Origin of the sequence: Methylobacterium sp. WL116 (genome assembly GCF_008039455.1) — a bacterium.
Classification (GTDB): Bacteria; Pseudomonadota; Alphaproteobacteria; order Rhizobiales; family Beijerinckiaceae; genus Methylobacterium.
In genome coordinates this window covers 1-11,146 of record NZ_VRUV01000106.1, presented here as the reverse complement: position 1 = coordinate 11,146, position 11,146 = coordinate 1, and the positions used below count along the sequence as shown (strand labels likewise).

At 71.4% G+C, this 11,146-nt stretch carries 13 protein-coding genes; 7 read left to right on the top strand and 6 right to left on the bottom strand.

Annotation, left to right across the window (positions count from 1 at the left end):
• Both FV223_RS10700 and FV223_RS10695 read right to left on the bottom strand, forming a co-directional pair.
• A partial coding sequence (locus FV223_RS10700; RefSeq protein WP_147727031.1) for an efflux RND transporter permease subunit occupies nt 1-556 on the bottom strand: 556 nt, incomplete at its 3' end.
• 10 nt (nt 557-566) lie between these two features.
• Entirely contained in the window at nt 567-1,778 is a 1,212-nt protein-coding gene (locus FV223_RS10695) for an efflux RND transporter periplasmic adaptor subunit (RefSeq protein WP_147727030.1), read from the bottom strand.
• 192 nt (nt 1,779-1,970) lie between these two features.
• Between FV223_RS10695 and FV223_RS10690 the strand changes: the two genes are divergently transcribed.
• The gene (locus FV223_RS10690) at nt 1,971-2,153 is read left to right on the top strand and encodes a hypothetical protein (protein WP_147727029.1); all 183 of its coding nucleotides are present in this window, start codon (nt 1,971-1,973) and stop codon (nt 2,151-2,153) included.
• 90 nt (nt 2,154-2,243) lie between these two features.
• On the opposite strand, the gene FV223_RS10685 is transcribed toward FV223_RS10690, so the two are convergent.
• Both FV223_RS10685 and FV223_RS10680 read right to left on the bottom strand, forming a co-directional pair.
• Entirely contained in the window at nt 2,244-3,476 is a 1,233-nt protein-coding gene (locus tag FV223_RS10685; RefSeq protein ID WP_147727028.1) for an FAD-dependent oxidoreductase, read from the bottom strand.
• A complete protein-coding gene (locus FV223_RS10680; protein WP_147727027.1) occupies nt 3,473-4,435 on the bottom strand; it encodes a LysR family transcriptional regulator in 963 nt (320 codons plus the stop codon). The genes FV223_RS10685 and FV223_RS10680 overlap by 4 nt, the downstream gene beginning before the upstream one ends.
• Nucleotides 4,436-4,623: 188 nt before the next feature.
• On the opposite strand from FV223_RS10680, the gene FV223_RS10675 reads away from it, so the two are divergent.
• From FV223_RS10675 to FV223_RS10660, 4 genes are all read left to right on the top strand, one after another.
• The gene (locus FV223_RS10675) at nt 4,624-5,682 is read left to right on the top strand and encodes a class 1 fructose-bisphosphatase (RefSeq protein ID WP_147727026.1); all 1,059 of its coding nucleotides are present in this window, start codon (nt 4,624-4,626) and stop codon (nt 5,680-5,682) included.
• 24 nt (nt 5,683-5,706) lie between these two features.
• Nucleotides 5,707-6,567 (top strand): phosphoribulokinase, encoded by an 861-nt coding sequence (locus tag FV223_RS10670; protein ID WP_147727025.1) that lies wholly within the window; start codon nt 5,707-5,709, stop codon nt 6,565-6,567.
• A gap of 109 nt (nt 6,568-6,676) precedes the next feature.
• Nucleotides 6,677-7,363, top strand: a complete 687-nt coding sequence (rpe, locus tag FV223_RS10665; RefSeq protein ID WP_147727024.1) for a ribulose-phosphate 3-epimerase — start codon at nt 6,677-6,679, stop codon at nt 7,361-7,363.
• 10 nt (nt 7,364-7,373) lie between these two features.
• On the top strand, nt 7,374-8,117 hold the full coding sequence (locus tag FV223_RS10660; RefSeq protein ID WP_147727023.1) for an HAD-IA family hydrolase: 744 nt from the start codon (nt 7,374-7,376) through the stop codon (nt 8,115-8,117).
• Nucleotides 8,118-8,121: 4 nt separating this feature from the next.
• Here FV223_RS10660 and FV223_RS10655 read toward each other — a convergent pair whose 3' ends face one another.
• Entirely contained in the window at nt 8,122-9,177 is a 1,056-nt protein-coding gene (locus FV223_RS10655; RefSeq protein ID WP_147727022.1) for an SDR family oxidoreductase, read from the bottom strand.
• 202 nt (nt 9,178-9,379) lie between these two features.
• Here FV223_RS10655 and FV223_RS10650 point away from each other — a divergent pair, with 202 nt between their 5' ends.
• Nucleotides 9,380-10,126 (top strand): YebC/PmpR family DNA-binding transcriptional regulator, encoded by a 747-nt coding sequence (locus FV223_RS10650; RefSeq protein WP_147727021.1) that lies wholly within the window; start codon nt 9,380-9,382, stop codon nt 10,124-10,126.
• Nucleotides 10,127-10,150: 24 nt separating this feature from the next.
• Here the strand turns inward: FV223_RS10650 and FV223_RS10645 are convergent, their stop codons facing one another.
• The gene (locus FV223_RS10645) at nt 10,151-10,441 is read right to left on the bottom strand and encodes a hypothetical protein (RefSeq protein WP_147727020.1); all 291 of its coding nucleotides are present in this window, start codon (nt 10,439-10,441) and stop codon (nt 10,151-10,153) included.
• Nucleotides 10,442-10,619: 178 nt separating this feature from the next.
• Here FV223_RS10645 and ruvC point away from each other — a divergent pair.
• Nucleotides 10,620-11,146: crossover junction endodeoxyribonuclease RuvC (gene ruvC, locus FV223_RS10640; protein WP_147727019.1), on the top strand; the 527-nt coding region annotated here is incomplete at its 3' end.

Sequence of the window (11,146 nt, the reverse complement as noted above, 5' to 3'; positions counted from 1 at the left end):
CCTCGCGGGCGACGCCGCCGAGGCGCTCGACGCCGCCGACGCCCCGCACGCCCTGGATCGACCGGGCGACCACGTCGTCGACGAACCACGACAGGTCCTCCGGCGTCATCGCGGGCGCGGACGCGCCGTAGACCATGATCGGCAGGCCGGCGATCTCGACGCGGTTGATGATCGGCTCGTCGATGGTCCGCGGCAGGTTCAGGCGGATCTTCGAGACCGCATCCTTCACGTCGTTGACGGCCCGATCGGTGTTCACCTCGAGCCGGAACTCGATGGTGGTGACCGACGAGCCCTCGGTGATGGTCGAGAGGATGTGCTTGACGCCCTTCACGCCCGCCACCGAATCCTCGACCCACTTCGTGACCTGGGTCTGAAGCTCGGAGGGCGCCGCGCCCGACTGGGTGATCGTCACCGAGACGATCGGGATGTCGATGTTGGGAAAGCGCGTGATCGGCAGGGAGCGGAAGCTGACGAAGCCCAGCAGCATCAGGACGAGGAACAGGACGATCGACGGCAGCGGCTGGCGGATCGACCAGGCGGAGATGTTGAGGCGCATGACGTCGCCCCTAGCGCGCGGTCGCGTCGGCGAGCGGCGTCAGGGTCTCGGGCGGCACGGGCCGCACCCGGTCGCCGTCGCGCAGGAAGCTTCCGGCGCGCGCGACGACGGTTTCGCCGGCGGCAAGCCCGCTGCGAACCTCGGAGAACCCCGCGGCGGAGAGGCCGGGCACGACCTTGCGCGCCTCGACCCGCTCGTCCCTCACCACGAGGACCCCGGCGTTGCCGTCGGCCGCGAACAGGAGGCTAGAGACCGGGACCGCGACGCCGGTTCGCCGCGCCACCTCGACGGTGCCGCGGCCGAAGGCGCCGATGCGGAGCGCGGGATCGTCGCCGAGCGCGATGCGGACCTTGCCCAGCCGCGTGGTGCGGTCGACCTCCGGGTAGACCCGGCGGACCTTGCCGACGATCTTGCGCCCGTCCTCCAGGTCGAGCTGGGCCGGATCGCCGATCTTGATCCGCGGCAGCCAGGTCTCCGGCACCTCGCCTTCCAGCTCGATCTCGCCGCGCGCGATCAGGCGGAACAGCGGCTCGCCGGCCGCGGTCGCGGTTCCGCCGACGCGGGCGGTGCGGCGATTGACGATCCCGGCTTCCGGCGCGCGGATCGCGGCGCGGGCGCGCTTGAGCGCGATCTCGGCACCCGAGGCCTTGGCGGTGGCGAGATCGGCCTCTGAGGCCTGCAGGCCGCCGCGGGCCGAGGCGAGCCTGCCGTCCGCGCCCTGTGCCGCGGAGACGCGCTGCTCGAGGATCGCGGCGGTGGCGTTCCCGGTCTTGATCAGGGCCTGGGCGCGCTCCAACGACAGCCGCGCCTCGGTCTGGGCCGCCTCCGACTGCACGATCTGGCTCTTGGCCTGAACGATCGCGGCTTCGGCCCGGGCGACCGCCGCCGCGTTCGCGGCTTCCTGGGTCGCGATCATCTCGGTGGAGAGTTTCGCGAGCACCTGGCCGGCGGCGACCCGGTCGCCCTCCTCCGCCAGCAGCTCGATGATGCGGAAGCCCTCGATCTCCGGCGACACCAGGATCTCGTCGCGCGGCACCAGCGTGCCGGTGATGACCGCCCGCTCGACGATCTCCCGCGTCTGGGCCGGCACGACGCTGATCGCCGGCGCGATGGATTGCGGCTCGGGCACCGCCGCCGTCTCGACCGCGCCGGCGGTCGATGCGCCCGCGCAGAAGGCCGCCGCGAGGCCGGCGACACGCAGGGCGGCAACGAAGGATCGCATCACAGCAGTGGTCTCGCTGGCGGCCGCGGGCTCGCCTGAGCCTGCCCTGTCGCACCGCAGCCCGGCGTTTTGAAGGCACGCGCCGACGCCCCGGGGAGCGTAGACGACGGCATGGAAATAGGCGGCCGAATATCTGCAACCGCGCCGCATTGAGGACGTTAAGCTTTCAACATCCCATGCGACGGGGCTCCCATGAGCATCTTCCAGATTCGTCAGACCAAGAACGGCATCGTCCTGTGGACCGGCTCGGCCGGCGACGAGGCGACCGCCCTCGACGCGATGGCGCGCGAGGCCGGCTACCGCGACTTCCTCGCGCTGCCGGAATCGGTGCGCAGCAACGGCCTCGAAGCCGCGAAGCTCGACCTGATCTCCTGAGGGCGATCGCCCGGCCCGGGCGGGTCGGGCCTCACCCCATCCGACGACCATCGACCCCGTTCGGCCCCGGCCGTGCGGGGTCGATGCGTTTCACGGCACCGCGAACGCCTTGAGGTCGAAGGCGGGGTCGGCGGCCTGCACCGGCGTCGGCGTCCGTCCGGCGCCGAGGATGCGACGGGCCATCATGTGGTCGCCCGCGCGGTTGATCGACTCGACCGCGACCAAGCGCGCGCCGCGGTAGCGGAACACCGAGAACGCCTCGCCGGCACCCCGCCGGACCGACAGGTCCGACGGCCCCGAGAGGCCGGCGATCTGCAGCTTGTAGCGACCCTGGTCGCTCCAGAACCAGGGCAGCGCCGCGTAGGCTGCCGGCCGGCCGGCGAGGCGGGCCGCGAGGCACCGCCCCTGGTCGATCGCGTTCTGCACCGATTCGATCCGCACGGTGCCGTCCGCGGACAATCCCGTCGCGAAGGCGCTGGGATGGCGCGTACAGTCGCCGATCGCCGAGATCGCCGGGTCGTCCGTGGCGAGAAACGCGTCGACCCGGATGCCGTCCGCGACGGACAGGCCGGCCTCGGCCGCGAGCTCCTGGTTCGGCAGCACGCCGATCCCGACCACGACGAGGTCGGCCGGCAGCTCGCGATCGTCCGACAGGCGGACGGCGCCGGCGCGGCCGCCCTCCCCCGCGATCGATGCGACGCCGGCACCGAAGGCGAAGCGGACGCCGAGCCCCTCATGCGCGCCGCGGAAGAAAGCGCCGGTCTCGGTCGAGACCGCCCGCGCCATCGGGCGGTCAGCGGCCTCGATCACCGTCACGTCGAGGCCGCGCGCGGCGGCGACGGCCGCGAACTCAAGGCCGATGAAGCCGGCGCCGACCACGACGATCCGCCGCGCGATCTCCAAGGCCGCGCGCAGGGCGTCCGCGTCGGCGAGGTCGCGCAGCTGGCGCACGCCGGCAAGGTCGGCGCCGGGCACCGGCAGCGGGCGGTTGCGCGCGCCGGTGGCGAGAACGAGGTGATCGTACGGGAGGACGGTCCCGTCGCCGAGCCGCAGCGTCCTGGCCGCCCGGTCGATCGCGACGGCCCGGGTCTGCGAACGGACCGCGATGCGGTGCTCGGCGTAGAAGGCGTCGGGGCGAAGGTGCAGCCCCGCGGCGTCGGTCTTGCCGGCGAGATAGGCCTTCGACAACGGGGGCCGCTGATACGGGAGGCCCGGCTCGTCGCCAACGATGGTGACGGGATCGGCGAACCCGGCCTCGCGCAGCGACGCGGCGACCTGGAACCCCGCCTGCCCGCCCCCGACGACGACGAGGCCGGCGCTCACGCCCTGCCCCCGGCGGCGATCGCGGCGACCGTCTCCTGGCCGAGCACCTCGACCCCCGGCAACCAGCGGGCGCCGTCCTGCATCAGGTACTCCCAGAACGCGGCGGCCGCCGGACCCAGGACCTTGTCGGCCCGGCGGACCGCGTACCAGTCGCGCCGGATCGGCAGGCCCTGGACGTCGAGCAGAACCAGACGGCCGGCCTCGACCTCGGCGGAGACCGTGTGCGCGGAGAGCAGCGCGATCCCGAGCCCGGCCATCACCGCCTGCTTGATCGTCTCGTTCGAGCCGGAATCGATCCCGAGCTTCGCCCGCTTGATGATGATCCCGTTCATGAATTCCTCGAACACCGTGCGGGTGCCCGATCCGTCCTCGCGCACGAGGTAGGCTTCCTCGGCGATGTCGGCCTTGGTCAGCCCGCGGCGGCCCGCCAGGGGGTGGTTGGGATCGGCGATCAGCACCAGGGGGTGCGGCCCGAAGATCTCGGCCTCGATCGCGAAGTCGCGCGGCGGCCGCCCCATGATCGCGAAGTCGATCTCGTAGTTGCGCAGCGCCTCGACCGTGTTGCCGCGGTTGCGCACCGACAGGTTGATCTCGACGCCGGCATGCGCCTTCACGAAGCCGGCGATCACCTGCGGCGCGAAGTACTTCGCGGTCGAGACCACGCCGAGCGTCACTCGGCCGCCGGCGCCGCCCTTGAGAATGCGGAGCTTGTCGGCGCAGGTCTCCAGCACGGTGTTGATGCTGTCGATCGCCCACAGCATCTCGCGGCCGGCATCGGTCGGCTTCAACCCGGTCGGCGTCCGGTCGAACAGCAGCAGGCCCGCCTCCTCCTCCAGCTGGCGGATGCGGGCATAGAGGGCGGCCGAGGTGACGTTGAGCTCCTGGGCGGCCCGCGTCATGGTGCCGAGACGTGCCACCGCCGCGACGGCCTGAAGTTGCTTGAGGGACAGGTTGCGCATGCGCTGTTTTTAGTTTTTTTGTAATCGGCCGCAAGATGTTTTAGATTTCTTGCCCACAGGCGGCGTCGGTCCCTGGTGAAGGGCGACCCGCGTGCGGTATCCTGCCGGCATTCGGGCAGGTAAGGCCTGCGGCAGGCGCCGTCGCACGCATGACGGCGCGGCAGGATCTCGGGCGGAAAGGCAAGCGGATGTCGACAGGTTCACCGGCACTCGGATCGCGGCTCGATGCATGCCTCGCCGAGGCTGTCGCGGCGGAGCCGCACTTGGCCGACACCGCCGCCGTGATCGCCGCGATCGCGGCGGCCTCCATCGACATCAGCGAGGTCATCGGGCGCGGAGCGCTCGGGGGCGACCTCGCGGCGGCCGGCCAGCACAACAGCGACGGCGACGTGCAGAAGGCGCTCGACGTGATCGCTCACCAGCGCGTCACGGAAGCCCTCCAGGGCGCGCCCGTCGCCGAGGTCGCCTCCGAGGAGGCCGAGGGCGTGATGCACCTCAACGCCGGGGCGCCGCTCGCGGTCGCGATCGACCCGCTCGACGGCTCGTCGAACATCGGCGTGAACATGGCGGTGGGCACCATCTTCGGCATCCGCCCGGCCGTGACCGCCGAGGGCGACCCGATCGCCTCCTTCACCACGCCCGGCACGGCGCAGACGGCGGCCGGCTTCGTCACCTACGGGCCGGCCACGGTGCTGATCCTGACGCTGGGCCACGGCACCCAGGTCTACGTGCTCGACCGTGCCGAGCGCGCCTTCCGCCTGACCCATGCCGCGCTCGAGGTGCCGGCGGCCGCCAAGGAATACGCGATCAACGCCTCGAACGCCCGGCATTGGGACGGCCCAATCAAGGCCTACATCGAGGATTGCCTGCGCGGCGCCGAGGGCCCGCACGACAAGGACTACAACATGCGCTGGCTCGGCTCGCTGGTGGCCGACGCGCAGCGCGTGCTGATGCGCGGCGGCGTGTTCCTGTACCCCGGCGACGGGCGCAAGGGCTACGCGCAAGGACGCCTGCGCCTGCTCTACGAGGCCGCCCCGATCGCCATGCTGATGGAGCAGGCCGGCGCCGGCGCCACCGACGGCGAGCGCCGCATCCTCGACATCGCCGCCGCCGGCATCCACGAGCGCGTGCCGCTGGTCTTCGGCTCGGTCGAGGAGGTCGCCAGCGTCGCCAAGTACTACGACGGGCGCAACCACGCCGCCGGGCGCTCCCCCCTGTTCGGGCAGCGCGGGCTGATGCGCTCGTGACCTCGGGACACGCCCGGTAGCAGCATGTCGGCGCGGCATCCGATCATCTCGGTCACCGGTTCCTCGGGGGCCGGCACGACCTCGGTGCGCAACACCTTCGAGCAGATCTTCCGGCGCGAGGACGTGTCGGCGGTCTACATCGAGGGCGACGGCTTCCATGCCTTCGACCGCGAGACGATGCACGCGATGATGGCGGCGGAGCCGACGCTCTCGCACTTCGCGCCGCGCGCCAACCTCCTGCCGGAGCTCGAGGAGGTGTTCCGCACCTACGGCGAGTCCGGGCGGGGCCGGACCCGGCACTACGTCCACGACGTCGAGGACGCCGCGCGCTACGGGCGGCCGCAGGGCAGCTTCACCGAGTGGGAGGATTTCGCGCCCGGCTCCGACCTGCTGTTCTACGAGGGCCTGCACGGCTGCGTCGTCGACCAGACCCTGGACCTCGCGCGCTACCCCGACCTGAAGATCGGCGTCGTGCCGGTGATCAACCTCGAATGGATCCAGAAGCTGCACCGGGACCGGTCGTTCCGGGGCTATTCGACCGATGCGGTCACCGACGTGATCCTGCGGCGGATGCCGGATTACGTGCAGACCATCTGCCCGCAATTCTCCTGGACCGACATCAACTTCCAGCGGGTGCCCACGGTCGACACCTCGAACCCGTTCATCGCCCGCTGGATCCCGACGGCCGACGAATCGATGGTGGTGATCCGCTTCAAGGACCCCAAGGGCATCGACTTCTCGTACCTGCGCTCGATGCTCGAGGGCAGCTTCATGAGCCGGGCCAACTCGATCGTCATCCCCGGCGGCAAGCTCGACCTCGCGATGCAGCTCATCCTCACGCCGATCATCATGCAACTCGTCGAGCGCAAGCGCCGGCTCGCCTGACCGCACGGGTCGTCGCGGGCAATAAGTCCGGCTGTTTTGGCCGGGCTTCCCCACCCCTCATCAGCCCGCGCGAGGGCGTGTCGGCCCCGCGCGTCTCGGAACCTGCCGCATGCCAAAGGCCATCATCGCCCCCTCGATCCTGTCGGCCGACTTCGCACGGCTGGCGGAGGAGACCCGCGCCGTGGACGCGGCCGGCGCCGACTGGATCCATCTCGACGTGATGGACGGGCATTTTGTGCCCAACATCACCTTCGGGCCGCCGGTGGTGAAGGCCTTGCGCCCGCACACGAAGAAGTTCTTCGACGTGCACCTGATGATCGCGCCGGCCGACCCCTACCTCGCGGCCTTCGCGGACGCCGGCGCCGACGGCATCACCGTCCACGTCGAGGCCGGGCCGCACAGCCATCGCTCGCTCCAGACCATCCGAAGCTTGGGCAAGCGCACCGGCATCGCGCTCAACCCGGGAACGCCCGCCGCGATGGTCGAGCCGCTGCTCGACCTCGCCGACATGGTGCTGGTGATGACGGTGAACCCGGGCTTCGGCGGCCAGAGCTTCCTCGGCAGCGCCCTGGAGACGGTGGCGCGGGTGAAGGCGATGATCGCGGGCCGCGCCATCGACATCCAGGTCGACGGCGGCGTCGACGCCGAGACGGTCGGCCGTGCGACCGCCGCCGGCGCCAACGTGTTCGTCGCCGGCAACGCGGTGTTCAAGGACGGCCCCGACCGCTACGCCGAGCGGATCGCCGCGATCCGCGCCGGCGCCGAGGCGGCGCGCGGCCGGGCGATCCGATGCTGATGGCGACCTCATGCTGAAGGCGCTGATCTTCGACGTCGACGGGACGCTGGCCGAGACCGAGGACCTGCATCGCCAGGCCTTCAATCACGCCTTCTCCGAGCTCGGCCTGCCCTGGCACTGGGACCCGGCGTGCTACGCCGACCTGCTGACGGTGATGGGCGGGAAGGAGCGGCTCGCCCACTACGTCGCGACCCGCCACGGCGATGCCGCGGGCCTGCGAGCGCGCATGCCGGAGATCCACACCCGCAAGACCGCGATCTACGGCGGCCTCGTCGCGGAGGGCGCGCTCGCGCTCCGCCCAGGCGTCGCGAGGCTGATCGCCGAGGCGCGGGCGGGCGACGTCCGGCTCGCGATCGCGACGACCACCACCCGCGCCAACGTCGACACGCTCCTCGCCGTCAACTTTCCGGCCGGCGACCGCCCCTTCGACGTGATCGCCTCGGGCGACGAGGCCGCCCGCAAGAAGCCGGCCTCCGACATCTTCGATCTCGCGGTGCAACGCCTCGGCATCGCGCCGTCGGAGGCCATCGCGTTCGAGGATTCCGCCGCCGGCATCCGCTCGGCGCTCGATGCCGGCCTGCCGGTGCTGGCGACCCGCAGCCGCTACACCGAGAGCCACCGCCTCGACGGTGCGTTCTCGGCGGTGTCGGATCTCGGCGAGCCGGGGCATCCGCACCGGCACGTCTTCGGGTTCGCGTGGGCGGACGGGGTGGTGACGCTCGCGGGCCTGAGGGAGTGGCACGCGAGCGCCTGACCCATCAGTCGCGACGGGCGAGCCGGCGACCGGCCGACTGCCGGCGCGCATCGTGCCGCCCCTGCGCTTCCGTCGCGAACAGCATCGTCCCCGCGACGAGGCCCAGTGCCGCGGCAAGCCCGAGCTTCAGCCATTTCGGGTCGGCGGCGGCGACGTGGCCGACGGAGCGGTCGTCGAAACGGCCATGGGCGCCGGGATCGGTGTCCACCGGCTCGTAGAGGTTGTCGGCTCGGTGCTTGTTGGCGCGCACGCTGGTCATCTCCCCGCGATATCCGTGACGGGCGAGATACCCGTCGATCCAGCCCGGGATCACCATGTTGCCGACGATCGCCTTCCAGGCCGACGTCCCGATCCAAAGCTCGCGCGGCGCCGCCTGCGCGGCCGCGTAGACGTGGCGGGCGATCGCCTCGGGCTGGTAGATCGGCGGCACCGGCTCGAGCTTGCGCGGCAGCACCGAGCGGGCCCAATCGAATTGCGGCGTGTTCACCGCAGGCAGCTGCACCATCGTCAGCCGCACCTTGCTGCCGTCGTGCAGCAATTCGCTGCGCAGCGAGTCGACGAAACCGCGCACCGCCGCCTTGGCCGCGCAATAGGTCGCCTGCAGGGGGATCGAGCGGTAGGCCAGGGCCGAGCCGATATGGACGATGGTGCCGGAATCCTTGGGCACCATGTGCTCGAGCGCGGCGAGCGTGCCGTGGACCTGGCCGAGATAGGTCACCTCGGTGACGCGACGGAACTCCTCGGCGGAGGTCTGCTGGACGGGCGCGTAGACCGTCACCATCGCGTTGTTGACCCAGACGTCGATGCCGCCGAACGCCGCGACGACCTCGGCGGCCGCCTGGCACACCGCGTCCGCGTCGGCGACGTCGGCCGCGAACGCCATCGGGCGTCCGCCGGCCCGCACCACGTCCTCGATCGTCCCGTGGAGGCCGGCCTCGCCTCGGGCGATCAGGCCGACGTTCCATCCATGCCGGGCGAACTCGCAGGCGACCGCCCGGCCGACGCCGGCGCTGGCGCCCGTGACCACGACCGTCCGTTTCCGCTCAACCTGTTTTCGCATTCTGTCCTCGTCGGCGCGCCGGTCGGCCACGGTTCGGGAACGCCCGTCGCCGCTGATCTTTCCGTCGTCGGCCGATCGCGTTCGCGTGTGCCGCCCGCGTTGCCTCCCCGCGCCGCACGCGCGTATAAACCGCGGCATCCCCGCCCGGCGGCGTCGAGGGCGCGAGCCCTCCGCCGCCAAGACCCAAAGAACGCGCGACGCCATGGCCGGCCATTCCCAGTTCAAGAACATCATGCACCGCAAAGGCCGGGTGGACGCCGTCCGCTCGAAGCTCTTCGGGAAGCTCGCCCGCGAGATCACGGTGGCGGCCAAGCTCGGCCTGCCCGATCCGGCGATGAACGCACGCCTGCGCGCGGCGATCATCGCGGCCCGCGCCGAGAACGTGCCCAAGGACAACATCGAGCGGGCGATCAAGAAGGCGGCCGGTGCCGACGGGGAGACCTACGAGGAGATCCGCTACGAGGGCTACGGCCCAGGCGGTGCTGCGCTGATCGTCGAGGCGCAGACCGACAACCGCAACCGCACGGCCTCCGACGTGCGCTCGGCCTTCACCAAGTCCGGCGGGAGCCTCGCCGAGACCGGCGCCGTCGCGTTCATGTTCGACCGTGTCGGGGTGGTCGGCTTCGCGGCCTCGGTCGCCGACGCCGACACGATGCTGGAGGCGGCGATCGAGGCCGGCGCCGACGACGTGCGCTCCGACGAATCCGGCCACGAGATCACCTGCGCGCAGGACTCCTTCGGCGAGGTCACCAAGGCCCTGGAGGCGCGCTTCGGCGAGCCGACCCGCACCGGCCTCGTCTGGAAGGCGCAGAACACGATCGACGTCGACGACGAGACCGGCGAGAAGCTGATCCGCCTCGTCGAGGTGATCGAGGACCAGGACGACGTGCAGAACGTCTACGTCAACTTCGCCCTGTCCGACGCGCTGGTGGCCAAGCTCGAGGCCTGAGGCGCGAGACGCGGGGCGCGGGCGTCAGCGGGGCGAGGCCGCCCCGCTGCGGTCGCAGCGGTAGGGCGCGACCCCGATCGCCGGGTCCTGCAGCACGCGGCCGCCCGAGGCCTCGCAGCGGACCTGGAAGGAATCGTGCGGCCCCCAGAAGCTCCAGATCGTGAACATCGGCAGCACCATCATCAGGCAGACGCTGCCGATGACCATGCCCGCCGCCCAGGCGTTGCCGCGCAGCGGTTTCGGCGGCTCCGGCCGCATCGGCGGCAGCGGCGCGAGGAAGGCCAGGGTCGGCACCAGCCAATCGAGGGTGTTCATCCGCCAGCCCGCCCGCAGTTTCGGCCCGCATCGTGGCGCGCCGCGAAGCCGACGGTAGTTCGATCGCCTCAGTTTCGAAAGTCGGTCAGCCGCGACCGTTTGGCGAAACCCTTCGTTCACGCTATGTGCTCAGACAGAGCCGGTACGGCGTTCCGGCCGTGCGGCCAAGGTCCGGTTCATGACGCCCATCCGCATCCTTGGCATCGATCCGGGCCTGCGCCGCACCGGCTGGGGCGTCGTGACGGTGACGGGGGCGAAGCTCGCCTACGTCGATTGTGGCGTCGTCACCTCGGACGGCGACCTGCCGCTGGCGCTGCGCCTGCGCGAATTGCACGAGGGCATCACCCGGGTCGTGCGGGACTTCTCGCCCGACGAGGTTTCGGTCGAGGAGACCTTCGTCAACAAGGACGCGCAGGCGACGCTCAAGCTCGGGCACGCCCGCGCCATCGCCCTGCTGGTGCCGGCGCTCGCTGGCGTGCCGGTGTTCGAGTACGCGGCGAACCTGATCAAGAAGTCGGTCTGCGGCTCGGGGCATGCCGAGAAGGCGCAGATCCAGGCGATGGTGCGCTTCCTGTTGCCGAAGGCCGAGTTCAAGCTGGCGGATGCGGCCGATGCGCTCGCCATCGCCATCACCCACGTCAACCATCGCGGCGCCCATGCGCTCAAGCGCGCCAACCCGCCGCCCGGCGCGGCCGGGCCGGGCGC

What these genes read in the sequence shown, in the direction of transcription:
- FV223_RS10695 (WP_147727030.1), bottom strand. Translation starts at nt 1,778, where the DNA reads ATGCGATCCTTCGTTGCCGCCCTGCGTGTCGCCGGCCTCGCGGCGGCC.
- FV223_RS10690 (WP_147727029.1), top strand. Translation starts at nt 1,971, where the DNA reads ATGAGCATCTTCCAGATTCGTCAGACCAAGAACGGCATCGTCCTGTGG.
- FV223_RS10680 (WP_147727027.1), bottom strand. Translation starts at nt 4,435, where the DNA reads ATGCGCAACCTGTCCCTCAAGCAACTTCAGGCCGTCGCGGCGGTGGCA.
- FV223_RS10675 (WP_147727026.1), top strand. Translation starts at nt 4,624, where the DNA reads ATGTCGACAGGTTCACCGGCACTCGGATCGCGGCTCGATGCATGCCTC.
- FV223_RS10670 (WP_147727025.1), top strand. Translation starts at nt 5,707, where the DNA reads ATGTCGGCGCGGCATCCGATCATCTCGGTCACCGGTTCCTCGGGGGCC.
- rpe (WP_147727024.1), top strand. Translation starts at nt 6,677, where the DNA reads ATGCCAAAGGCCATCATCGCCCCCTCGATCCTGTCGGCCGACTTCGCA.
- FV223_RS10660 (WP_147727023.1), top strand. Translation starts at nt 7,374, where the DNA reads ATGCTGAAGGCGCTGATCTTCGACGTCGACGGGACGCTGGCCGAGACC.
- FV223_RS10655 (WP_147727022.1), bottom strand. Translation starts at nt 9,177, where the DNA reads ATGCGAAAACAGGTTGAGCGGAAACGGACGGTCGTGGTCACGGGCGCC.
- FV223_RS10650 (WP_147727021.1), top strand. Translation starts at nt 9,380, where the DNA reads ATGGCCGGCCATTCCCAGTTCAAGAACATCATGCACCGCAAAGGCCGG.
- FV223_RS10645 (WP_147727020.1), bottom strand. Translation starts at nt 10,441, where the DNA reads ATGAACACCCTCGATTGGCTGGTGCCGACCCTGGCCTTCCTCGCGCCG.